Below are 22,580 nucleotides of genomic sequence, written 5' to 3' on the forward strand. Positions count from 1 at the left end.
AAAATTTGTGAATTTCATCTATTATACTATTTTTCCCAGTAAATGAAAAGCGTATTTTCATTTCTAAAAAAAATCCCGATCTAAGACCGGGATCGTTTCTAAAGATATGAAAGCTTTTAATAAAAATTAATGGATCTCATAATCCAAATCACTCAAGTCCTTCTTCCCTTGCGTGTCTTCCAATAAAAATGGAACTTGTGACAAGCCTTTGATCCCTGCAACAACAGATGTTGGGAAGGTTACAATGGCTTGGTTGATTTGACTAATATTGCTATTGACAATTCGTTTAGAGGCTGCCAAATCTTCATTTTCGTCGGCAATTTCTTTTTGTAAGGCCAAGAATTGGTTTGAAGACAAGAGCTCCGGATAATTCTCACCCACTGCTCGGATTTGTGCCAAAACATCATTTTGATTGGCAATAACTTGGTTGGATTCTTGAATAGAAGCACCTTGGCGAAGTGCTACCAATTCGCTAAAGACTTTCTCCTCATGTTTGGCATAAGCCTTAGCAGCATTCAACATTTCCGAAATGGTTTCGTAGCGTTTCACCAGAGTGATATCGACCGTTCTTTTTGATTCTTCAATCATGACCTGATAACGGTTCAAACGGTTGCTTTCACCGATAAACCACAAGAAAATGACAAGAGCAAATACAACAAGGGCAATCATTAAACCTGACATAGTTATTCTCCTTTAAATATATTGGTTAATTCATCAATGAGATCAATCTCCCTACAGAGTTTTTGATACTCTGCAGCAATCGAAAGACTTTCGATTGCGTCTTTTCTATTTGGGGTTGGGAAAAGGTAGCGATCAGTATATAAGGAAATGTAGAGTGTGTCTTGTACTAAATACACACACATAGCATTCTGAGAAATTTGCTGATCAAACCATTCTAGGATCTTTGGTTTTAAGAATTTTCGTGCAGCCAGTTCATCAGTACAATAGATATTGTAGTTTTCATTGTTTTGGATATCTTCTGTTTCAATTTGGACTTCATTAGGTCCAGCACCCGGATAGTCTCCTTTTAGTTCTCTTTTTAAAAACAAAGATTTCTTGGTTGGAACAACTCTCAAGTGCCCTGGAAATGAGATTGGAGCTTTTAAAGAAAAAATCTGACCAGAAAAATCTTCAACTTCTTCGTTGACCGTATGAGTTTCCCCGTTAGAGTCTCTCTTGGTTCGCGTTTCAATGTGGTAAGCATAGAGATTGGCTACTACGAGATTCTTTTCATCATGGAAGGACAGTTGATTAAAGAGATTAAACTTAGTCGATCTCGGACTAAAGACCTGCAAGACATTCATAGGGTAGTTAGCTGTCAAAGTTAGCTCAGCTTGAGGAAAAACTTCTTTCAAAATAGGACAAAGAAAATCTGTTATATAAATCTCGTCATTGGATCGAACCTGACCTCTGAATAAAGACTTTCTTTTTTGGTAGGCTGGTAAATAATAGAACACCCCTGCAAGAAGAATGATAACAAAGGCTCGCAATCCAAAAAGTGGGAAAGATAGTATAGCTAAAATAATACCAAGCATAGTAGCGTTTCTCCAATGAAGGTTATTCTTCATTTGTTCCTTCATGATGAACAACTTAGCCTGATATTGTTCTAATCTCTCCAGTTCACTGATACGTTGGAAAGTTTCTTGTGACCACTTGTTGTTTGGACTGTTTTGATCATACACTATAACCATCTCCTTTCAAACACAAATGAATACATCTATTTCCATCATTATACCACCAGCAACCACAAGAGGCAAACAAATATATGTATTTGATAGCAGTGAATTTCTACAAAAAAATCCCCTACCAAATGGTAAGGGATTCGAGGCATCTTTCGATGAGAACAGCCGGTTCACACAACTGTTCAAGGTCCGCTCCTGCGTTACAATTGAATGTAGACCTCCTCAGCGCAAAAGGCTCCTAAGAGCCAATCGACTCATCGCATGAAACTAGTCTACCACGACATTGCATAAGCTGTCAAGAGGCTCGTTTTAGAATTCCTCTCAAAAAGCTTAAGAGAAATAGAGGAAAGCCACGATTCATCTGCATTATTACATTAGGGATTTCACAGGCCCTTCGATTGTCTTTTGCATCCAGACAATATCATGCCATTGATCAAATTTATAGCCAATTCTAGGAAAATGAGCAACTTTCACATAGCCTCGTTTTTCATGCAGGGCAATACTAGCTGGATTTGGCAAGGCGATGCAAGCTAAGAAGCGTAAATAGCCACGCGCTTCCAGCTCCCTCTCTAAGGCCTCATACAAACGAGAACCCAGTCCTTGCCCAAGATAATGTTCGTTCACATAGACTGATACTTCTACAGCCCAGTCATAGGCTGATCGGTCATAATAGGTTGAAGCATAGGCATAAGCAAGTACTTGACCATTTTCTTCAGCTACTAAGTAGGGAAAACGTTGAAGGGTCTTTTCGATACGCCCTTCAAATTCCTCCGTCGTCGGAACATCATATTCAAAAGTGATGGCTGTTTTCTTAACATAAGGGGCATAAATTCTGACAAGTTCAGGAGCATCCGCTAAGGTGACTGGTCGTATCTTCAACATAGTCTTCTCGCTTTCTATCTCTCTATTATACCTCGAAAATATAAAAATGAGAGTGGGACAGAAATCGGTAATTCGTTAGAATTCGATTTCGTCGTCCCACCTCCGCACAGTTGAGTAGGGCTGTAATAGCTGATGTAATCAGCGTAGTAGAGCCCACTCAACCACTGCGTCTTGCTCGACAATCCAAAGACAATTGAGAGGCTAGGACTTTTGTCCCACTCTCATATACTTTTATTAGAATAAGCCCAAGGCTGTCCCATCTTCTGCCACATCCATGTTCAAAGCAGCAGGACGTTTTGGTAGTCCAGGCATGGTCATCACTTCACCAGTTAGAGCAACGACGAAGCCTGCACCAGTCTTAGGCACCAATTCGCGAATGGTAATATCAAAGCCAGTCGGCGCTCCAAGGAGACTTGGATCATCTGAAAAACTATATTGTGTCTTGGCCATACAAACGGGCAACTTGTCCCAGCCATTTTTTACAATCTGAGCAATCTGAGTTTTGGCTTTTTTCTCAAAGACAACATTGTCTGCCCGGTAAATTTCCTTAGCAATCTTGGTAATTTTTTCTTCAATAGAAAGATCATTATCATAAAGACGAGTGTAGCTAGCTGTACTTGTTTCAAGGGTCGCCACCACGGTTTCTGCTAGGGCTACTCCTCCATCAGCTCCATCAGCCCAAACGCTAGCCAATTCAACAGGAACTTGAATAGAAGCACAAAGTTCTTTAAGAGTTTCAATTTCAGCTTCTGTATCCGTTACAAATTCATTAATGGCAACCACTACAGGAACACCGAATTTGCGCATATTTTCAACATGGCGTTCCAAGTTAGAAAAACCTGAACGAACAGCCTCAACGTTTTCCTCAGAAAGAGCATCTTTGGCAACTCCACCATTCATCTTCAAAGCTCGAATCGTTGCAACAATCACAACAGCAGATGGACTGGCTGGGAGATTTGGTGTTTTGATATCCAAGAATTTTTCAGCTCCTAAATCTGCCCCAAAGCCTGCCTCTGTCACCACGTAATCGGCTAAACGAAGAGCGGTTGAGGTAGCCAAAACAGAGTTACATCCATGGGCAATATTTGCAAAAGGTCCACCATGAACGAAGGCTGGAGTTCCATAGATGGTTTGAACCAAGTTTGGCTTGATGGCATCTTTCAGGATTAAAGCAAGAGCCCCTTCTACTTCTAAATCGCGGACATAAACTGGACTACGATCATAGCGGTAGCCGATGACAATATTAGCCAAACGGCGTTTCAAGTCTTCAATATCTGTCGCCAAACAAAGAATGGCCATAATCTCAGAAGCAACGGTGATATCAAACCCATCTTCACGAGGAATCCCATTAAGAGGGCCTCCGAGACCGATAGAAACATGCCGCAAAGCACGGTCATTCAAGTCCACTACCCGCTTCCAGATAATCCGGCGTTGGTCGATGCCTAGCTCATTTCCTTGATGCAAATGATTATCAATCAAAGCTGAAAGAGCATTGTTTGCTGTCGTAATGGCATGCATGTCACCCGTGAAATGAAGATTTATATCCTCCATAGGGAGAACTTGGGCATAGCCTCCACCAGCTGCTCCCCCTTTAATACCCATAACAGGACCTAAAGATGGTTCGCGGATGGCAATCATGGTTTGTTTACCAATCTTATTTAAGGCATCTGCCAATCCAATAGTGATAGTAGATTTTCCTTCTCCAGCTGGAGTTGGGTTAATAGCTGTCACCAAGATGAGTTTTCCTGGTTCTTCCTTCTGAACGGCTTGAATCTTATCAAAGGTTAATTTTGCCTTGTACTTTCCATAGAGTTCTAAGTCATCGAAATGAATCCCCAATTTTTCTACCACATCTGTGATTGGTTTCAATTCAATACTTTGTGCAATCTCGATATCTGTCTTCATCTTAATCTCCTCACTATTTAATAATCCTATTATACAGAAATTTCACAAGGATATATATTTTAAATGTCAAACTTTCCCCGTTCGTTCGGTATTTGCCTTTAAAATGAACCTTTTTGGCCTTTATTCTAATTTCTTATAGCCCTCTATACGAAATAACTATGAGTCCCCAATTCCTCTCCCATTACTTCCGTTTCGCCTAAAAAACAGACGCAAGACCCATGTTCTTGGCTTTACTAAAATATAAAATTCTTGTAAAATAAGCCTATGAATATTTTGATTACTTCTGGTGGAACGAGTGAAAAAATTGATCAGGTTCGTTCGATTACCAACCATTCCACTGGTCAACTTGGAAAAATCATTTCCGAAAAATTTTTAGAGGCAGGATTTTCTGTGACTCTGGTGACCACCCCAACTGCGGTTCAACCGAATGCACACCCTCGTTTAACAAAAGTGATCATCAAAGATGTCGCTGAACTTCAAACAGTTCTTGAGAAAGAAACTCCAACTCATCAGGTCCTTATTCATTCCATGGCTGTCTCCGACTACAGTCCAGTCTATATGACAGGTTTTCATGCTGTAAAAGAAGCTACTAATTTAGAGCAATTTCTCCATCAAACCAATCAGGAATCGAAGATTTCATCGGAGGAAGATTATCAAGTTCTCTTTTTGAAGAAAAATCCTAAGTTGATTTCCTTGGTGAAAGCCTGGAATCCAGACATTCGTTTAATTGGATTTAAACTGCTGGTTGATGTATCCCAGGATCAACTGCTATCAGTTGCTCGTGCTAGCCTCAAAAAAAATCAGGCAGAAATGATTGTCGCCAATGACTTGAGCGAAATTCAAGACGGGAAGCATCGAGCATACTTAGTTACTAAAGATGCTACTCGAATAGCCAAAACGAAATTGGATATTGCTCAAAAAATCTTCCATCACATTACAAATAAAGGATAAAACCTATGGCCAATATTCTACTAGCTGTTACAGGAAGTATTTCTGCATATAAGGCAGCGGATATCACCAGTCAATTGACCAAGCTCGGTCATCAGCTGAAGGTAATCATGACTCCTGCAGCTACAGCTTTTATCACTCCCCTAACCCTTCAGGTCCTTTCAAAAAATCCAGTCGGTCTAGATGTCATGATTGAAGAGGATCCACAGCGGATTGAACACATCGACATTGGAAAAGAAACAGACCTCTTTCTAGTAGCACCGGCTAGTGCCAATACGATTGCTAAACTTGCCATGGGGCTAGCAGATAATATGGTGACGAGCACAGCTCTAGCCTTGCCTCAAGAAACTAAAAAAATCCTAGCCCCCGCTATGAATACGAAAATGCTGGAACACCCAGCTACCCAACGAAATCTAAAACTCTTACAAGACTACGGCTATCAGATTATTCAACCTCGCTATGCTACTCTGGCTTGTGGCGATCAAGGGGCTGGAGCTTTAGCTTCTATCGAAACCATTCTAACTACTATACAGGAGTCGCTTTCATGAAAAAATCCTCATCCATTTCACGCATTGCTATATTTTTCGCGGTAATGATTACCATCCATTTTACAACTTCCTTCATCTTACATTTTGTACCATCAGGTATTCAGCCAACCTTGGTTCATATCCCTGTCGTGATCGCGTCTATCATTTATGGACCTCGTACAGGTGCTATTCTAGGACTGCTTATGGGACTCTTTAGTTTAACGATGAATACTCTTGTTTTAACCCCAGCAAGCTATCTATTTAGTCCCTTTGTGCCAAACGGAAATCTCTATTCCCTTGTCATCGCTATAGTACCGCGTATTCTCATCGGGGTAACACCTTATTTTGTCTATCGATGGATGCACAATCGTACTGGGTTAATAACAGCCGGCATTGTCGGATCTATGACCAATACTGTATTCGTTTTAAGCGGGATTTACCTCTTCTTTGGTAACAGCTTTGGAAGAGGAATTCAACATTTTCTTGGCTTGATTGTTTCTACTAACTCACTCATCGAAGTTATTGCAACAGTTCTGATCACTAGTGCCGTTGTCCCAGCCCTTGAAAAATTAAAATAAAAAGTTGAGAGTGGGACAGAAATCGGTCATTCGTTAGAATTTGATTTCGTTGTCCCACCTCCGCACAGTTGAGTAGGGCTGTAAAAGCTGATGAAATCAGCGTAGTAGAGCCCACTCAAGCACTGCGTCTTGCTCGACAATCTAAAGATAATTGAGAGGCTAGGACTTTTGTCCCAGCCTTTTTACTATCCGAAACCCCTCTTTATTTTTGAAAAGATTTACAATTATCGCTAGAATTTTCTGAAAAAATTTGCTATAATGTAAGCGATTAATTATATATCAAAAGGAGACGCTTGCATGACTTATCAAGAAAACTTCCAAAAATGGGCTGATTTTGCTGACCTACCAGATTACCTTCGTCGCGATTTGGAAAACATGGATGAAAAAACCAAAGAAGATGCCTTCTACACGAACCTTGAATTCGGTACTGCTGGTATGCGTGGATTGATTGGTGCCGGTACCAACCGTATTAACATCTATGTAGTCCGTCAAGCAACTGAAGGTTTGGCTCGTTTGATCGAATCAAAGGGTGGAAATGAAAAAGAACGTGGGGTAGCCATCGCTTACGATAGCCGTCACTTCTCTCCAGAGTTTGCCTTTGAATCAGCAGCAGTTCTTGCAAAACACGGTATTAAATCTTATGTTTTTGAAAGTCTCCGTCCAACTCCAGAACTTTCATTCGCGGTTCGTCACCTCAACTGTTTTGCTGGTATCATGATTACTGCTAGCCACAACCCAGCTCCATTCAATGGATACAAGGTTTACGGTGAAGATGGTGGCCAAATGCCTCCACATGATGCAGATGCTTTGACAACCTATATTCGTGCGATCGAAAATCCATTTGCTGTGGAAGTCGCTGATGTTGAAGCAGAAAAAGCCTCTGGTTTGATCGAAGTTATTGGTGAAGCGATTGATGCTGAATACCTCAAAGAAGTCAAAGACGTGAACATCAATCCTGCCTTGATTGAAGAATTCGGTAAAGACATGAAGATTGTCTACACTCCACTTCACGGTACTGGTGAAATGTTAGCTCGTCGTGCTCTTGCTCAAGCAGGATTTGATTCTGTTCAAGTTGTTGAAGCTCAAGCAACTCCAGATCCAGACTTCTCTACTGTTAAATCTCCAAACCCAGAAAGCCAAGCAGCCTTTGCTCTAGCTGAAGAACTTGGTCGCCAAGTAGGAGCTGATGTTCTTGTTGCAACGGACCCTGATGCTGACCGTGTCGGTGTTGAAGTCCTTCAAAAAGATGGTAGCTACCTCAACCTTTCAGGTAACCAAATCGGTGCCATCATGGCTAAGTACATCTTGGAAGCCCACAAAAACGCTGGGACCCTTCCTGAAAATGCAGCACTCTGCAAATCAATCGTATCAACTGACTTGGTAACGAAGATTGCTGAAAGCTACGGCGCAACCATGTTTAACGTCTTGACTGGTTTCAAATTTATCGCTGAAAAGATTCAAGAATTCGAAGAAAAACACAATCACACATACATGATGGGATTTGAAGAAAGCTTCGGTTACTTAATCAAACCATTCGTACGTGATAAAGATGCCATCCAAGCTGTCCTTGTTGTTGCTGAGCTTGCAGCCTACTACCGCTCTCGTGGTTTGACTCTTGCAGACGGTATCGAAGAAATCTACAAAGAGTATGGCTACTATGCTGAGAAGACTATTTCTGTGACCCTTTCAGGTGTCGATGGTGCTGAGCAAATCAAAGCGATCATGGCTAAATTCCGTGAAAACGGTCCAAAAGAGTTTAACGAAACAGCCGTTTCAATCACTGAAGACTTCAAAGCACAAACATCTACTGCCGCTGATGGTACTGTAACAGCCTTGACGACTCCTCCAAGTGATGTATTGAAATACACACTTGCTGACGGTTCATGGATTGCTGTTCGTCCTTCAGGTACTGAACCAAAAATTAAGTTCTACATTGCAGTTGTTGGTGAAAGCAACGAAGAGTCACAAGCTAAGATTGCTAACATCGAAGCTGAAATCAATGCATTTGTAAAATAAGCAAGAGAAAAGATGAGATAAATCTATCTCATCTTTTTTCATATCAAAATTAAGCATTTTTTCTTTCTTTATGGCATACTAGATTTATAAGAAAGCGAGGTAATCTCATGGAACAATTTTTAGTAGATATTAAAGATCTCGAAGTAACCACTGTAGCGCGTGCGCAAGAAGCCATCGACAAAAAAGAAACAGCAACCTTCTTTATTGGACGCAAGACTTGCCCATATTGCCGTAAGTTCGCTGCTAAATTAGCAACTGTAGTAGCTGAAACAAAAGCTCATATCTACTTCATCAATAGTGAAGAACCAAGCCAATTAGAGGCTTTACAAGCCTTCCGTTCAACCTATGGCATTCCAACTGTACCAGGATTTTTACATGTCGAAGCAGGTGAAGTAACGGTTCGTTGTGACTCTTCTATGTCAGAAGAAGAAATTAAAGCATTCGCTCATCTATAAGAAAAAATTGAGGCTGGGACAAAAGTCCTAGCCTCTTAATTATCTTTGGATTGTCGAGCAAGACTCAGTGGTTGAGTGGGCTCTACTACGCTGATTCCATCAGCTTTTACAGCCCTTCTCAACTGTGCGGAGGTGGGACGACGAAATCGAATTCTAACGAATTACCGATTTCTGTCCCACTCTCATTTTTCGTTTTCTGTAAAAGTCGTCCAAATCTTTTGCTGGGGTTTGGCAAAAGGATAGGCCGAAAATTCTTCTGGTCTTAACCAAACAGTCGATTCACTTGTTGGCTGCTCTCCTTCTTTTACCAAGCCGTAACGAAGTTGAACCTGCCATTTGCGATGTGAAAAGACATGCTGGACGATGGGATAAGATTTCTCTTGCCAATCAATGACCAAGTCATAATCCTGTTCAAAGGAAAGTATTTCCGGAAGGTCTCCTGCTTGCCCCTTTCCATCCAGTAGAGACAACTGCCCCAAGTTCTCCGATAGATTATCCACTTCAATCAAGGGAAAATGCCAAAAACCAGATAATAGGCCTTCTCGTTCATTTTTCTCCAGCAAATAGCGCCCTTGACTATCCTTTATAATAAAGGCTGTTAAATAAACTGGCACTGGTTTCTTTTTAGGAGCCTTGATGGGATAACGATCCATGGTTCCATGCTGATAAGCCGCACTAAATTCCTTAACAGGACTCTCTTCGGGCCGTGGATTGACTGGTGATTCAATATCTGAGCCCAGATCCATCAAAGCCTGATTGAAATCACCCGGACGCTCTGGATCGATCAAGACTTCCATCATGGCTTGAAAAATCTTACGATTAGTCGGAACTCCGATATCGTAGTCAACCTCAAACAAACGAGCTAAAACCCGCATGACATTGCCATCCACTGCTGGCTCTGGCAAGCCAAAAGCAATACTGGCAATGGCACCAGCTGTATAAGGTCCAATTCCCTTGAGTTTAGAGATAGCCTCATAGCTTGATGGGAAAACACCCCCATGGTCCTCCATGATTTGCTGGGCAGCTTTCTGCATGTTGCGGACCCTCGAGTAATAGCCCAAGCCCTCCCAAGCTTTTAAGAGCTTTTCTTCAGGGGCTTGAGCTAAATCCGCAATGGTCGGAAACCAATCCAAAAAACGCTCATAATAAGGAATAACCGTATCGACACGTGTCTGCTGGAGCATAATCTCTGAAATCCATATTTTATAAGGATCCTGCGTCCGTCTCCAGGGGAGATCCCGTTTATTGGCATCATACCAGGCTAATAACTTTTCTCGGAAAGAGGCAATTTTTTCCTCCTCCCACATGATAATCCCGTAATCTTTTAAATCCATCATATTCCTAGTATACCATAGAATGACTTCTACTTTAGAGATTCTGACTCTACCATAAAAAGGCCTAGGAAATCCCTAAGCCTTTCAATCATTCTTATTGTTCCACAGCTTGAGCTGCTGTGATCAAGGTCAATTTGTAAACGTCATCTGCATTACATCCGCGAGAAAGGTCGTTAACTGGTTTGTTCAACCCTTGCAAAACTGGTCCTACTGCAGCAAAGCCACCGAGACGTTCTGCCATCTTGTACCCAATGTTACCAGCCTCAATACCTGGGAAGATAAAGACATTAGCTTGTCCTGCCACCTTGCTTCCTGGAGCTTTCAATGCTGCTGTTTCTGGTACAAAGGCAGCGTCAAATTGCAATTCCCCATCAATTTCAAGGTCTGGACGAAGTTCATGAGCGATTTTTGTTGCTTCCACAACTTTATCAACACTTTCACCGAAACCAGAACCTTTGGTTGAATAGCTCAACATGGCGATTTTCGGATCGATGCCAAACATCTTGGCTGTGATAGCAGAGTTGATGGCAATTTCAGCCAAGCCTTCAGCATCTGGATTGATGTTAATCGCACAGTCACCAAACAAGTAACGTTCAGAACCACGAACCATGAGGAAGGCACCTGAAGTGCGTTTGACATTTGGACGAGTTTTGATAATTTGAAGGGCTGGACGAACAGTTGCAGCTGTTGAGTGAATCGCACCTGAAACCATACCATCAACGATTCCCAGATGTACCAACATAACACCAAAGTAGTTGACATCGTCTTGCAAAATTTGACGTGCTTCTTCTTCTGTCATTTTACCCTTCCGACGTTCTACCAAGGAAGCTACCATCTCATCAAAGCCTGCGTAAGAATGCGGGTCGATAACTTCGTATCCTTCCAAAACTCCTTCAATTTCAAGGTAAATACGAATCTTATCTGGATTACCAAGCAAGACAGGTGTAACGTCTGTTTCTTTTACAATCCGTTTTGCTGCTTGCAGAATACGAGGCTCTTCCCCTTCTGGTAACACAATACGAGCATTCTTACCAACGAGGTTGGTTTTGAGGCTTTCAAAAACTTCCATGAGTTTCTCCTTTGAAAAAAATTAAATATTTGATAACTGTTTTAAGACTCGGCTAAAATCATCTGGCAGAGAGCTTTCAATTCGGAGCTCCTCTTCCAAAAAAGGATGATAAAAAGCCAAGGAATGGCAATGCAAGGCTTGTCGAAGAATCCCATCTTCTAACGAACCTCCATAGAGATCATCTCCCAAAAGTGGAAAACCAATATGAGAAAAATGAACGCGAATCTGATGGGTCCGGCCTGTATGCAACTGGATATCCACCAGATGAATATCACCAAAAGACTGGACAACTTGGTAGCTGGTATGAGCATACTTGCCACCTTTTGCTACCTTTCGGGTAATAATGGAGTCTTCATCACGCGCAATGGGGGCTATGATATCCCCCTTGCTTGCCAACTCACCCGTCCCCTTTACCAATGCAAAGTAACGTTTTTGAATCGTCTTAGCCTGAAGTTGCTTATCCAAGCGAGCATGGGCATAGCCATGTTTGGCAAAAAGCATGATCCCACTGGTATCCTTGTCTAAACGGGTGACAATATGAACGAGCTGATTTTCATACTGATTGCGAACATAGTAACCCTTGACAAAGTTCGCAATGGTGTTGGAATGAAGGGAGCTAGGAATGGATGCCACTCCTGCTGGTTTGTTGATAACCAAGAAATGATCGTCTTCGTACAAGATTTCCAAATCACGATCAATGGCCTCCAAAGCTTCATAACCTTCCTCAGAGGGAATATCAATCGTTACCTTATCTCCGATATCCAGAAGATAAATGGCATTTTGTTCAACGCCATTGACTAAAATCTGGCCTCCAGAAAACTTGATCTTGGCCAATAACCCCTTTGAAACCTGGTGCTTCTTCAGGAATGTTTTAACCTTGACATGTTCATCTGCAATAAACTCGAACCTCATTCGTCAATATCTCCGATAAAGGCATCCTTGACCCGATTCCAGAAACTGGTATGGCTTGGGCTCGCTACGAAATTGATCTTGTGGTTATCAATCTGGTACTCGATATGGGCGATATTTCGATAGGAATAGGTTGAATTATCAACAGAGAGAATGTGAAAACCAGGCCGGCTTGGCGTAATTTCAATCTTATCTTTTTTAGGAACAATGATCGATGACCCCAAAGTTCGATAGACACGATTATTCAGACTAGCGATTTCAGCAATCTGAAGCGCTTCGATCGTCGGGTGAAGAACAGCTCCTCCCAAAGATTTGTTATAAGCTGTGCTACCTGTAGGGGTCGAAACCGTAATGCCATCCCCTCTGAATCGCTCAAAATGAACGCCATTGATGGTTAAATCAGCCACCATGGTTCGATCGCTGCGTTTGATTGTCGCTTCGTTAAGAGCTCGCATAATCTTCGTATCCCCATTATCAAAGGTCACTTTGACATTAAGGATTGGGTAAGATACCTTGGCACCTGTATCGAACTTGAGATTTTCTACCAACTTGTCAATCTCATCATCTAAATAGTCCGTATAAAATCCAAGATGACCCGTATGCACTCCAACAAAACGAACCCGATCTAATTGACTCTCGTACTTATGAAAAGCCGAGAGCAACATACCATCCCCACCGATAGAGATCACGATATCCGGATGCTTCTCAGTTAAGATAAAATTATTCTTTTTTAATTTATAACGAAGTTGTTGAAAAACCTCTTCGCTCTGGCGTTTTCGATTCCGAATAATCGAAACCTTTTTACCTGTAGTCCTCATCTGTATCATCACTATTTCCGACGCCATCGTTTAATTTACGATGCATTGGATCAAAAAGAGCTTGCGCCTCCTGAATGGCATCACGAATGGCACCCATTTCCTCATCGAGTTGATAAGCCAAATTCGCGGTGACTTCAAGACGCTTCTTAATCTCGTCCGGAAAATCTCCTTTATATTTGTAATTTAATGAGTGTTCAATGGTGGCCCAGAAATTCATAGACAAAGTACGAATCTGAATCTCTGCCAAAATCGTTTCATAGCCATTAATGGTATCTACTGGATACTCTACCACTACATGATAGCTTCGATACCCACTTGATTTCTTGTGACGAATATAATCTCGTTCTTGAACCACGCGCATATCCTGACGCTTCCGCAAGACTTCTAGGACTTCGTCTACGTCATCTACAAATTGAACCATGATCCTCAGACCAGCAATATCTTGCATATCTTGAGCCAGGTTCTCTTCAGATATACTTCTGCGTTCCATCTTTTCGAGAATACTCTCAATCGGCTTCACACGACCGGTCACAAACTCGATTGGGGAATGCTTTTGTTGTTTGCGATACTGCTTTCTTATCCCACGAAGTTTAATCTTCAACTCCCCAACTGCTTGGATATAGGGATCTAAAAAATTTTCCCAATCAATCGCCATTGAATCACCTTGTCATCTCAAAGTTTTTTGTATAAAATAAACACATCTATTATTATATCATAAAGAGCTTGCAAACGAAAGAAAAGGACGTAGCTATGAATCATTTAGAAATTGAATTTAAAACCTTACTAACCAAAGAAGAGTACCATTCTCTAGAAGACTTTTTCAAGGACCAACCTCCTATCCGACAAACCAATCACTATATTGACACGCCCGACCAAGCTATCCGGAATCATCGGATGGCCTTGCGAATTCGTACCTTAGCTGATCGAGCTGAGCTAACCCTTAAAGTACCGCAAGATGCGGGACATTTTGAATACAATCAAGCCCTTACTTTTGAACAAGTAGAAGCCTTTCTCTCCAAGAAGAAACTCCCTCAAGGTGATATTGCCAGCTTTCTCACTGATTTAGACATTCCTCTAACTTCCTTAGATGTCTGGGGAAGTCTAGAAACAGAGAGACGGGAGAAAAGAATCCCTAAAGGATTATTAGCTTTTGACCGTAGTCGCTATAACTCTATCGAGGACTATGAGTTGGAGATGGAGGTAGATGACGCCTCAGATGAAACTTATTTTCACGAATTTCTCAAGGAAAAACAAATTGAATACAAGCCAGCAAAAAGTAAAGTAGCAAGATTGGCTCAAAGTTTGCTAAATAGCTGAAATTACTGAATTTTTTTGCTAAAATAAGTCTAGACAAAAATATCTAAATGAGGATCAAACACATGTCAGAAAAAAACAATATGAAGCTCTTCGCACTCAACTCCAATCAAGAAATTGCACAAAAAATTTCGGAAGTTGCTGGCATCCCACTCGGAAAGCTTTCTTCACGTCAATTCTCAGATGGTGAAATCCAAATTAATATCGAAGAAAGTGTGCGTGGATATGATATTTACATCATCCAATCTACTAGCTTCCCAGTGAACAATCACTTAATGGAATTGTTAATCATGGTAGATGCTTGCCAACGAGCAAGTGCCCATACCGTAAACGTGGTCCTTCCATACTTTGGGTATGCTCGTCAAGACCGCACTGCTGCTCCTCGCGAACCAATTACAGCAAAATTAGTTGCCAACATGCTTGTCAAGGCAGGGGTAGACCGTGTTGTAACCCTCGATCTTCATGCGGTTCAAGTACAAGGCTTCTTCGATATCCCAGTAGACAACTTGTTCACGATTCCTCTATTTGCTGATCACTATATCAAACAAGGTTTAACCGGTTCAGATGTAGTGGTTGTCAGCCCTAAAAATTCTGGAGTGAAACGCGCACGCAATCTTGCAGAATATCTAGATGCCCCAATTGCTATCATCGACTACGCCCAAGACGACTCTAGCCGTGACGAGGGCTACATCATCGGGGATGTTAAAGGTAAAAAAGCAATCCTGATCGATGATATTTTGAATACAGGAAAAACCTTCTCTGAGGCTGCAAAAATTGTTCAACGCGACGGCGCTACTGAGATTTATGCCGTTTCTAGTCACGGACTTTTCGTTAAGGGAGCTGCAGAATTACTAGACCAAGCACCGATTAAAGAAATTTTGGTTACAGACTCTGTAGCAACCAAAGAGCAAAAACCCCAAAATGTAAAATACATTACTGCAAGCGAATTGATTGGAGATGCCCTTGTACGTATCCAAGAGCGTAAACCAGTTAGTCCACTCTTTGCATACCACAAGAAATAAGGTGATGTCGTGATTTATTTTGACAATGCGGCAACCACTCCCCTAAGCCCAGGAGTAATCAAGGTGATGACAGAAACGATGGAGACCAGTTTCGGAAATCCCTCTAGCCTCCACTCCCATGGTCGTCAAGCGAAAAAGATTCTTAGAGATGCTAGGGAATGCGTTGCAACTTGTTTAAAGACCTCTAGTCAACAGATTATCTTCACTTCTGGCGGGACCGAAAGTAATAACACTGTTATAAAGGGCTACTGTCTCAAACATAGACAGCAAGGGAAGCATATTATTACCACGGCTATTGAGCACCATGCCGTTCTTGAACCGATTGAGTACTTGGTCCAAGAATATGGATTTGAAGTAACCATCATTCAACCAGTAGATCAAAAAATTCGACCTGAAGATATTCGAGCTGCACTTCGTCCCGATACAATTTTAGTATCCACCATGTATGCCAACAACGAAACGGGTGATCTCTTGCCTATCAAGGCAATTTCTGACCTTTTAAAAGACCATCCTGCTGCTTTTCATGTTGATGCTGTTCAAGCCGTTGGTAAACTTGCTGTAGCCCCTGAAGAGCTAGGAGTTGATTTTCTAACCGCATCGGCCCATAAATTTCACGGGCCTAAGGGAGTTGGTCTTCTCTATGCTAAAAAGCCTGACTTCTTCAATCTCTTACACGGGGGTGACCAAGAAGACAAACGTCGAGCTAGCACAGAGAACTTGATTTCAATTGCTGGAATGGCTCAAGCCCTCAAAGAAGCAACTGATCAGTTAGACGCAAATTATCAGTATATTCAGAGCTTATCTGAACGTATCCTAACTGGCCTAGAGGATCTAGATTTTTATCTGAATTGCACAGACTCCAAACTTCCTCATGTCTTAAATATCGGCTTTCCAGGTATCAGCAATGATATCCTACTGCTTCGTTTAGACATGGCAGGAATTTCAGTCTCAACCGGCTCTGCTTGTACAGCAGGAACTGTTCAACCAAGCCACGTTCTTGCGGCTTATTATGGCGAAGATTCTCATCGATTGAAGGAATCTATTCGCATTAGTTTATCCGAATTCAATACGACCGCTGAGGTCGATACTTTTATAACAACCATTCACAAAATTTTAGGAGAATTACATGGCATTTGAAACATCTGTCTCATTACCAAACTGCGATTACACATACGCAATCCATCCAAATATTAAAAAATATACCCTACGCGACAATACCTTTGCACAAACAAAGGTTGGGAACTACGAATTAAATCGTTTATTAGAAGCTGTTCCAAACAGCGGGGATGGCTTTAAGCTAAAAATTATCATCAATAAGGATTTAACAGGATTTAAAATTAACATTACTGATAAGTCAGGTCTTCGTTTGGTGAATATTTTTAAAAATCCAGAAAACAAAATCATCCAACAAAAATTCTACTTCCTTATGGATAGTCTAGTTGAACGGGAAATCTTTGAAAGGATTGAAAAGTAATGACCAATGGTCTCATAGTCCTCACTTATTTGGATGCATACAAAAAGGAACGTCAGATCAGCTACGATAATTTGGATCACTGTTTATTAGCTTTTTCAGGCTGTGTGACCCTTCCAGATTCCTATCAGGTTGTTTCCGTATCCTACAAGGGACAAACATTACCTTTTACTGGAAAGATAGGCGACTTCTATCGCTATCTGATTCAGTTTGATCAGAGTTTAAGAAATTCCAACTAAGAAAGAAAAGCACCTTTTTGGTGTTTTTTTAGTAGAAGATAGTTGCTTTATTCACAAACTTTTTATACAATAGATTTGAAAGGTTGTGATATTGTGAAACAAGATAAGACTAATCCAATTCCTCGTGCTACTGCCAAACGACTCTCCCTCTACTACCGCATTTTTAAACGCTTTAATGCAGAGAAAATCGAGAGAGCCAATTCAAAACAGATTGCTGAAGCCATCGGGATTGACTCCGCAACTGTTCGTCGCGACTTCTCCTACTTCGGAGAGCTAGGACGACGTGGTTTTGGTTATGATGTCAAAAAGTTAATGAACTTTTTCGCAGATCTCTTAAATGATAACTCCATCACCAATGTTGCTATCGTTGGTATTGGGAATATGGGAAGTGCCCTTCTTCACTATCGCTTCCATGAGCGAAACAAGATGAAGATTGTCATGGCATTTGATACCGATGATCATGAGTTAGTCGGTACTAAAAGTAAAGATGGTATTCCGATTTACGGCATCTCAACGCTGAAAGAAAAACTAGAGGGACAAGAGATCCAAACAGCCATTTTAACCGTTCCAAGTGTAAAATCTCAAGAAGTTGCAGATGTACTGGTTGAAGCTGGTATCAAGGGAATTCTTAGCTTTTCCCCAGTACACTTAACAGTTCCAAAAGATGTGGTTGTCCAATATGTCGATCTAACCAGTGAACTGCAAACCCTTCTCTACTTTATGCGCAAAAATACTTAATAAATGAGGCTGGGACAAAAGTCCTAGCCTCTCAATTGTCTTTGGATTGTCGAGCAAGACGCAGTGCTTGAGTGGGCTCTACTACGCTGAGTTCATCAGCTTTTATAGCCCTACTCAACTGTGCGGTGGTTGGACGACGAAATCGAATTCTAACGAATGACCGATTTCTATCCCACTCTCTTTCTGTCTATACCAATAAGTCTGTCTCCTCTCGGTAGCTATAATAATCATCAGTTGAGACAATCAGATGGTCAAGAAAAACAATTCCAAGACAATTACAGGCTTCAATCATTTGTTGGGTGACACCATCATCATTCTTACTCGGATGAATGATTCCAGATGGATGGTTGTGAACAAGGATTAAAGACGTCGCCATATGCTTGATGGCATAATGCAAGATCTCTCGAGGTTCTGCAATGCTACGATTGACTGTTCCGATAAAAATCACTTGCTGATGGATAATTTGGTTCTGGGTATTCAGATACAAGGCCAGTAAATGCTCTTGTTTCTCATGGCCGATCTTTTGCTGCATCATCTTTGCAAGCTTCTGACTACTCATAATTTGTTCTGTTTCAATCACTTGGGAAGTCTGGATTCGTTTCCCAAGTTCAATAGCAGCTAACAGCTCAATTGCCTTTACTTTCCCAATCCCTGGAACTTCCTGTAGCTCCTGAAAGCTCATACTAGCCAATTCCTTTAAGCTCTTTAGTGAGCCTAAGAGCTCCTGTGCGATCTCGTAGACTGTTTTATTTTTGTTCCCCGTCCGTAATAAGATGGACAGCAATTCTTGATTACTGAGCTTATCAGGGCCTTCTGTAAGCAAGCGTTCTCTAGGTAAAAGACTAGCTTCTTGAAATACAATATGATACATAAAAAACCTCCTCAATTAATAATTCGCAATTGAGGAGGAAAATGGATGAGTCTGTATAAAATTTATATAGGACAAACTACTTCTCTTAGGTTTTCAAGGATTCGAGTTTCTTCATTTGAGAAGTTAATTCTATAGCCTTCTTGCACTTGTTCCAAGGTCCTTAGGAATTGACGAATTTCGTATCGAATTAAGTGTTCTTGATCATCAGGAAGGTTTTCAATGGTTTTAAAGACCTGTTCAACTTCGTAGATTCCCTTGGTAATGAGTCCCGTTTTTGGAAAATCATTGACCAGTAAGCCGTAGAAATTTCTTAGCAGAGTATAGATATCTTCTGTAGGCATTCGGTTCCTCCAAGCTTCTTTCTATCACTCTTCTATTATAAAATAGAAAGCATGCAAAAATATGTCAGTCAGGTAACATTTTATGACTATCCTCTTACAAATTGGCAGAAAATTAACAGAAAAAAAGAGGTCAAGGACCTCTTTTTTTGTTGATTATAATTGCATTTGATTATAAGATTTTGTGAAAGCTTCTAGGATATCTTTTGGTGCTTTTGAGTAATCTACTGAAGTTTCCAAAGTACCTTTTACAATCGTACGATAAGTTGCTGCGGCATCCTCACAGGTCACCAAGGTAATTTCATTTACCCCTTCTCGATCTGCAATGACATCGACCCGATCTGGCGTTACTGTCTCAACAGAATTGATGACATAGGTATAGACCTTTTCCTTATCAGTGATATAGATTTTCATTCCAGCTTTGGCATGTTCTAATGGGGAAAAGAGCATTTCATTTGCCCCAGTCAAACCAAAGACATGGTGACTAGCTAAGGAGTAATTCCTTTGCCCCATAACCTGGTCCTCTTTCATGGTACCTGCTCCATAATAAAGCCCCACATTATCTAAGCCTTTAAAAATCGGAAGGTTCATCTTCAATTCTGGAATTGCAATTCCTCCAATAACAGGTAACTTTTGTGCCTGCCATTGGGCATTGATGACAGATTCTGTAGACAGCGATTTGACTTCTTTAAAATCAAAGCTAGTCTTAGCCTCTTTATTCTTATCGATGGTCTTTTTCGATACCTTGTTGACCTGGTACTGATTGGTATGCCAAACCATGATCATGTTCCGAATCGGAGCATTAAAAATCAGAGCGATAGACAAAAGGATCAGCAAGGTAGCAAAGATATTAATCAAGCGATTGCGTAAGCTTGTTTTCTTCTTTTTTCTTCTTGAAGCCATTGTTCACCCTACCCTTCACTTTCAGTTTCTGACTCATCTTTTTCGTCAGCTTGAACCGTTGTAAAGGTTACGATTTGGGCATCTTGATCCAGACGCATGACTTTCACACCCATAGTCGAACGTCCAGTTTGAGAAATATTCGCGACGCTTGTACGAATCATGACGCCTGTATTGGTGATAATCATCAAATCCTCATCTCCTTTGACAGTCATGAGACCGGCAAGAGGACCATTTTTCTCAGCCACATTCGCAGTTTTAATCCCTTTACCACCACGTCCTTTGGTTGGATACTCATCAGCACGCGTGCGTTTACCATATCCCTTTTCAGTGATAATCAATACTTCATCTTGATCTGTAATCACGCTTGCACCGACCACTTGATCCCCCGGACGAAGGTTGACACCTCGGACACCAGTTGCTGAACGTCCCATATTCCGAACAACAGACTCTTTGAAACGAACAGAATACCCAAATTTAGTCCCAATGATAACGTCAGCATTCCCATCAGTAAGGAAGACGTTGATTAGCTCATCCTCATCTTTGAGGTTAAGAGCTTTCAAGCCATTTTGACGGATGTTGGCAAACTCGGCCACACTGGTCCGTTTAACTAGTCCAGAACGCGTTGTAAAGAAGAGATAGGAGTCTTCACTACGATCCTGAGCGACGTTAATAATTGTCTGGATGGATTCTCCATCATCTAACTTCAGCAAGTTAACAATCGGAAGTCCTTTGGCTGTACGGCCGTATTCAGGGATTTCATAGCCTTTGAGACGATATACCCGTCCCTTATTGGTAAAGAAGAGCAAACGATCATGGGTGCTAGTAGAAACCAATTCACGGACAAAGTCATCATCCTTGACCCCTGTACCTTGAACACCACGCCCCCCACGTTTCTGAGCGGTAAATTCAGCTTGATCCAAGCGTTTAATATAGCCTTTGTTGGACAGGGTAATCAAAACGTCTGTTTCTTCAATTAAGTCCTCATCTTCAAGAGAAAGAACTTCTCCGACCATCAACTCAGTACGACGAGCATCGCCGAATTTACGTTTAACTTCATCCAATTCTTCCTTGATGATCGTAGCTACACGCTCAGGCTTAGCTAAAATGTCTGCAAGATCAGCAATCAAAGCAATGAGGTCATCGTATTCGCTTTGGATCTTGTCGCGTTCCAAACCAGTCAAACGACGAAGACGCATATCCAAGATAGCTTGGCTTTGACGCTCAGAAAGCTTAAACTTACTCATCAATTCAGCTTGAGCTTCTGCATCTGTCTGGCTATTCCGGATGATTTTAATCACTTCATCGATGTGATCAAGAGCGATTAAGAGTCCTTCCAAGATATGGGCACGAGCTTCCGCCTTCTCTTTATCAAAGATGGTCCGACGAGTCACTACTTCTTTTTGGTGCTCAATATATGATCCTAAAATCTCACGAAGGGAGAGAATTTTAGGGACACCATTTTGGATGGCCAACATGTTGAAACCAAAGTTGGTTTGCATTTGGGTCATCTTGAAGAGATTGTTTAAGATGACATTAGCTGAAGCATCGCGACGGACTTCAATGACGAAACGAACCCCTTCACGGTTTGATTCATCCCGAACAGCAGTAATGCCATCAATCCGTTTCTCTTGGACCAAACGTACAATATGTTCATGCACTTTGGTCTTGTTGACCATATAAGGAAATTCTGTCACAACAATGCGTTCACGACCAGTCTTGGTCTCTTCAATTTCCGTGCGAGAACGCAAAACAATCGAGCCCTTTCCTGTTTCATAGGCCTTATGAATACCTGATTTGCCCATGACCAAGGCTCCAGTTGGAAAGTCAGGTCCAGGGAGCACTTCCATCAACTCACGCGTTGTCACATCAGGATTGTCCATCATTAACTTGACAGCATCAATAGACTCACCGAGGTTGTGCGGTGGGATATTTGTCGCCATCCCTACCGCAATCCCTGTCGCCCCATTGACTAACAAGTTAGGGAAGCGAGCTGGAAGGACGTTTGGTTCCCGTTCGCTGGCATCATAGTTATCTGTGAAATCAACTGTATTCTTGTTGATATCTCGAAGCATTTCAAGAGCAATCTTGCTCATACGAGCTTCCGTATACCGTTGGGCAGCGGCGCCATCACCGTCCATGGAACCAAAGTTTCCATGACCGTCTACAAGCATGTAGCGATAACTCCACCATTGCGCCATACGAACCATAGCTTCATAGATTGATGAGTCTCCGTGTGGGTGATATTTACCCATAACATCCCCTGTAATACGGGCAGATTTCTTATGAGGTTTATCTGGCGTAACCCCAAGTTCATTCATTCCGTATAAGATCCGACGATGAACTGGCTTCAAACCATCTCGTACGTCAGGAAGAGCCCGAGACACGATAACACTCATAGCGTAATCGATAAAACTGGTCTTCATTTCCGATGTTAAATTAACATCAACTAAGTTATTATCCTGCATTAAAACAATGCCTCTCTTTAATTAATTCACCATACTATTATAACACATTTAGTACTTTTTTTCTCCTTCGGAACACAAATGTAAAAACGTTTACAT

Annotated in this window: 24 protein-coding genes; 11 read left to right on the forward strand and 13 right to left on the reverse strand. The window is 41.4% G+C overall.

What is annotated here, in order from left to right; translation table 11 throughout:
• Positions 1-126 precede the first annotated feature (126 nt).
• The 4 genes from I2D56_RS03285 to I2D56_RS03300 all read right to left on the reverse strand — a co-directional run bounded on the left by I2D56_RS03285 (position 127) and on the right by I2D56_RS03300 (position 4,469).
• Complete coding sequence (locus tag I2D56_RS03285) at positions 127-681, reverse strand: LemA family protein (RefSeq protein WP_123160223.1); 555 nt, start codon at positions 679-681, stop codon at positions 127-129.
• 2 nt (positions 682-683) lie between these two features.
• A complete protein-coding gene (locus I2D56_RS03290; RefSeq protein WP_042507453.1) occupies positions 684-1,691 on the reverse strand; it encodes a DUF3137 domain-containing protein in 1,008 nt (335 codons plus the stop codon).
• Positions 1,692-2,051: 360 nt separating this feature from the next.
• Positions 2,052-2,564: a GNAT family N-acetyltransferase gene (locus tag I2D56_RS03295; RefSeq protein ID WP_023023187.1), complete on the reverse strand. Its 513-nt coding sequence runs from the start codon at positions 2,562-2,564 to the stop codon at positions 2,052-2,054.
• Between the two features lie 234 nt (positions 2,565-2,798).
• Positions 2,799-4,469 (reverse strand): formate--tetrahydrofolate ligase, encoded by a 1,671-nt coding sequence (locus tag I2D56_RS03300; protein ID WP_117744228.1) that lies wholly within the window; start codon positions 4,467-4,469, stop codon positions 2,799-2,801.
• 264 nt (positions 4,470-4,733) lie between these two features.
• Between I2D56_RS03300 and I2D56_RS03305 the strand changes: the two genes are divergently transcribed.
• The 5 genes from I2D56_RS03305 (at position 4,734) to I2D56_RS03325 (ending at position 8,993) form a co-directional block, all read left to right on the forward strand.
• Positions 4,734-5,420: a phosphopantothenate--cysteine ligase gene (locus tag I2D56_RS03305; RefSeq protein ID WP_117744227.1), complete on the forward strand. Its 687-nt coding sequence runs from the start codon at positions 4,734-4,736 to the stop codon at positions 5,418-5,420.
• A 5-nt stretch (positions 5,421-5,425) separates the two neighbouring features.
• Entirely contained in the window at positions 5,426-5,965 is a 540-nt protein-coding gene (gene coaC / locus I2D56_RS03310) for a phosphopantothenoylcysteine decarboxylase (protein ID WP_117744226.1), read from the forward strand.
• Positions 5,962-6,522: an ECF transporter S component gene (locus tag I2D56_RS03315; protein WP_195347974.1), complete on the forward strand. Its 561-nt coding sequence runs from the start codon at positions 5,962-5,964 to the stop codon at positions 6,520-6,522. Before coaC ends, I2D56_RS03315 begins: the two co-directional genes overlap by 4 nt.
• A gap of 297 nt (positions 6,523-6,819) precedes the next feature.
• Positions 6,820-8,538 (forward strand): phospho-sugar mutase, encoded by a 1,719-nt coding sequence (locus I2D56_RS03320; RefSeq protein ID WP_117744224.1) that lies wholly within the window; start codon positions 6,820-6,822, stop codon positions 8,536-8,538.
• Between the two features lie 107 nt (positions 8,539-8,645).
• The gene (locus I2D56_RS03325; protein ID WP_023026789.1) at positions 8,646-8,993 is read left to right on the forward strand and encodes a thiol reductase thioredoxin; all 348 of its coding nucleotides are present in this window, start codon (positions 8,646-8,648) and stop codon (positions 8,991-8,993) included.
• 182 nt (positions 8,994-9,175) lie between these two features.
• On the opposite strand, the gene mutY is transcribed toward I2D56_RS03325, so the two are convergent.
• From mutY to I2D56_RS03350, 5 genes are all read right to left on the reverse strand, one after another.
• Entirely contained in the window at positions 9,176-10,330 is a 1,155-nt protein-coding gene (gene mutY, locus I2D56_RS03330) for an A/G-specific adenine glycosylase (protein WP_195347975.1), read from the reverse strand.
• Positions 10,331-10,421: 91 nt separating this feature from the next.
• A complete protein-coding gene (pta, locus tag I2D56_RS03335; protein ID WP_023023173.1) occupies positions 10,422-11,396 on the reverse strand; it encodes a phosphate acetyltransferase in 975 nt (324 codons plus the stop codon).
• A 21-nt stretch (positions 11,397-11,417) separates the two neighbouring features.
• Positions 11,418-12,308, reverse strand: a complete 891-nt coding sequence (locus tag I2D56_RS03340) for an RluA family pseudouridine synthase (RefSeq protein ID WP_195347976.1) — start codon at positions 12,306-12,308, stop codon at positions 11,418-11,420.
• Complete coding sequence (locus I2D56_RS03345) at positions 12,305-13,123, reverse strand: NAD kinase (RefSeq protein ID WP_281281320.1); 819 nt, start codon at positions 13,121-13,123, stop codon at positions 12,305-12,307. Before I2D56_RS03345 ends, I2D56_RS03340 begins: the two co-directional genes overlap by 4 nt.
• Entirely contained in the window at positions 13,107-13,778 is a 672-nt protein-coding gene (locus I2D56_RS03350) for a GTP pyrophosphokinase (RefSeq protein WP_048690012.1), read from the reverse strand. Before I2D56_RS03350 ends, I2D56_RS03345 begins: the two co-directional genes overlap by 17 nt.
• Positions 13,779-13,873: 95 nt before the next feature.
• Between I2D56_RS03350 and I2D56_RS03355 the strand changes: the two genes are divergently transcribed.
• The 6 genes from I2D56_RS03355 (at position 13,874) to I2D56_RS03380 (ending at position 17,907) form a co-directional block, all read left to right on the forward strand.
• Complete coding sequence (locus I2D56_RS03355) at positions 13,874-14,440, forward strand: CYTH domain-containing protein (RefSeq protein ID WP_048716258.1); 567 nt, start codon at positions 13,874-13,876, stop codon at positions 14,438-14,440.
• A gap of 62 nt (positions 14,441-14,502) precedes the next feature.
• Positions 14,503-15,459, forward strand: a complete 957-nt coding sequence (locus tag I2D56_RS03360; RefSeq protein ID WP_023023163.1) for a ribose-phosphate diphosphokinase — start codon at positions 14,503-14,505, stop codon at positions 15,457-15,459.
• Positions 15,460-15,468: 9 nt separating this feature from the next.
• Positions 15,469-16,596: a cysteine desulfurase family protein gene (locus I2D56_RS03365; protein ID WP_120701961.1), complete on the forward strand. Its 1,128-nt coding sequence runs from the start codon at positions 15,469-15,471 to the stop codon at positions 16,594-16,596.
• Positions 16,586-16,933, forward strand: a complete 348-nt coding sequence (locus I2D56_RS03370) for a DUF1831 domain-containing protein (protein WP_023023159.1) — start codon at positions 16,586-16,588, stop codon at positions 16,931-16,933. The genes I2D56_RS03365 and I2D56_RS03370 overlap by 11 nt, the downstream gene beginning before the upstream one ends.
• Positions 16,933-17,169 (forward strand): DUF4649 family protein, encoded by a 237-nt coding sequence (locus I2D56_RS03375; protein WP_023023158.1) that lies wholly within the window; start codon positions 16,933-16,935, stop codon positions 17,167-17,169. Before I2D56_RS03370 ends, I2D56_RS03375 begins: the two co-directional genes overlap by 1 nt.
• Before the next feature lie 93 nt (positions 17,170-17,262).
• Entirely contained in the window at positions 17,263-17,907 is a 645-nt protein-coding gene (locus I2D56_RS03380; protein ID WP_042361403.1) for a redox-sensing transcriptional repressor Rex, read from the forward strand.
• A 187-nt stretch (positions 17,908-18,094) separates the two neighbouring features.
• On the opposite strand, the gene radC is transcribed toward I2D56_RS03380, so the two are convergent.
• The 4 genes from radC to gyrA form a co-directional block, all read right to left on the reverse strand.
• A complete protein-coding gene (gene radC, locus I2D56_RS03385) occupies positions 18,095-18,778 on the reverse strand; it encodes a RadC family protein (RefSeq protein ID WP_023023154.1) in 684 nt (227 codons plus the stop codon).
• 62 nt (positions 18,779-18,840) lie between these two features.
• Complete coding sequence (locus I2D56_RS03390; RefSeq protein ID WP_023023152.1) at positions 18,841-19,119, reverse strand: hypothetical protein; 279 nt, start codon at positions 19,117-19,119, stop codon at positions 18,841-18,843.
• Positions 19,120-19,272: 153 nt separating this feature from the next.
• The gene (locus I2D56_RS03395) at positions 19,273-20,019 is read right to left on the reverse strand and encodes a class A sortase (RefSeq protein ID WP_023023150.1); all 747 of its coding nucleotides are present in this window, start codon (positions 20,017-20,019) and stop codon (positions 19,273-19,275) included.
• 8 nt (positions 20,020-20,027) lie between these two features.
• Entirely contained in the window at positions 20,028-22,484 is a 2,457-nt protein-coding gene (gyrA, locus tag I2D56_RS03400) for a DNA gyrase subunit A (protein ID WP_023023148.1), read from the reverse strand.
• Positions 22,485-22,580 lie beyond the last annotated feature (96 nt).

Origin of the sequence: Streptococcus australis, from assembly GCF_015553625.1 — a bacterium.
Lineage (GTDB): Bacteria > Bacillota > Bacilli > Lactobacillales > Streptococcaceae > Streptococcus > Streptococcus australis_B.

Coding starts and splice junctions, on each gene's coding strand:
- I2D56_RS03285 (WP_123160223.1), bottom strand. CDS start 681: ATGTCAGGTTTAATGATTGCCCTTGTTGTATTTGCTCTTGTCATTTTC.
- I2D56_RS03290 (WP_042507453.1), bottom strand. CDS start 1,691: ATGGTTATAGTGTATGATCAAAACAGTCCAAACAACAAGTGGTCACAA.
- I2D56_RS03295 (WP_023023187.1), bottom strand. CDS start 2,564: ATGTTGAAGATACGACCAGTCACCTTAGCGGATGCTCCTGAACTTGTC.
- I2D56_RS03300 (WP_117744228.1), bottom strand. CDS start 4,469: ATGAAGACAGATATCGAGATTGCACAAAGTATTGAATTGAAACCAATC.
- I2D56_RS03305 (WP_117744227.1), top strand. CDS start 4,734: ATGAATATTTTGATTACTTCTGGTGGAACGAGTGAAAAAATTGATCAG.
- coaC (WP_117744226.1), top strand. CDS start 5,426: ATGGCCAATATTCTACTAGCTGTTACAGGAAGTATTTCTGCATATAAG.
- I2D56_RS03315 (WP_195347974.1), top strand. CDS start 5,962: ATGAAAAAATCCTCATCCATTTCACGCATTGCTATATTTTTCGCGGTA.
- I2D56_RS03320 (WP_117744224.1), top strand. CDS start 6,820: ATGACTTATCAAGAAAACTTCCAAAAATGGGCTGATTTTGCTGACCTA.
- I2D56_RS03325 (WP_023026789.1), top strand. CDS start 8,646: ATGGAACAATTTTTAGTAGATATTAAAGATCTCGAAGTAACCACTGTA.
- mutY (WP_195347975.1), bottom strand. CDS start 10,330: ATGATGGATTTAAAAGATTACGGGATTATCATGTGGGAGGAGGAAAAA.
- pta (WP_023023173.1), bottom strand. CDS start 11,396: ATGGAAGTTTTTGAAAGCCTCAAAACCAACCTCGTTGGTAAGAATGCT.
- I2D56_RS03340 (WP_195347976.1), bottom strand. CDS start 12,308: ATGAGGTTCGAGTTTATTGCAGATGAACATGTCAAGGTTAAAACATTC.
- I2D56_RS03345 (WP_281281320.1), bottom strand. CDS start 13,123: ATGAGGACTACAGGTAAAAAGGTTTCGATTATTCGGAATCGAAAACGC.
- I2D56_RS03350 (WP_048690012.1), bottom strand. CDS start 13,778: ATGGCGATTGATTGGGAAAATTTTTTAGATCCCTATATCCAAGCAGTT.
- I2D56_RS03355 (WP_048716258.1), top strand. CDS start 13,874: ATGAATCATTTAGAAATTGAATTTAAAACCTTACTAACCAAAGAAGAG.
- I2D56_RS03360 (WP_023023163.1), top strand. CDS start 14,503: ATGTCAGAAAAAAACAATATGAAGCTCTTCGCACTCAACTCCAATCAA.
- I2D56_RS03370 (WP_023023159.1), top strand. CDS start 16,586: ATGGCATTTGAAACATCTGTCTCATTACCAAACTGCGATTACACATAC.
- I2D56_RS03375 (WP_023023158.1), top strand. CDS start 16,933: ATGACCAATGGTCTCATAGTCCTCACTTATTTGGATGCATACAAAAAG.
- radC (WP_023023154.1), bottom strand. CDS start 18,778: ATGTATCATATTGTATTTCAAGAAGCTAGTCTTTTACCTAGAGAACGC.
- I2D56_RS03390 (WP_023023152.1), bottom strand. CDS start 19,119: ATGCCTACAGAAGATATCTATACTCTGCTAAGAAATTTCTACGGCTTA.
- I2D56_RS03395 (WP_023023150.1), bottom strand. CDS start 20,019: ATGGCTTCAAGAAGAAAAAAGAAGAAAACAAGCTTACGCAATCGCTTG.
- gyrA (WP_023023148.1), bottom strand. CDS start 22,484: ATGCAGGATAATAACTTAGTTGATGTTAATTTAACATCGGAAATGAAG.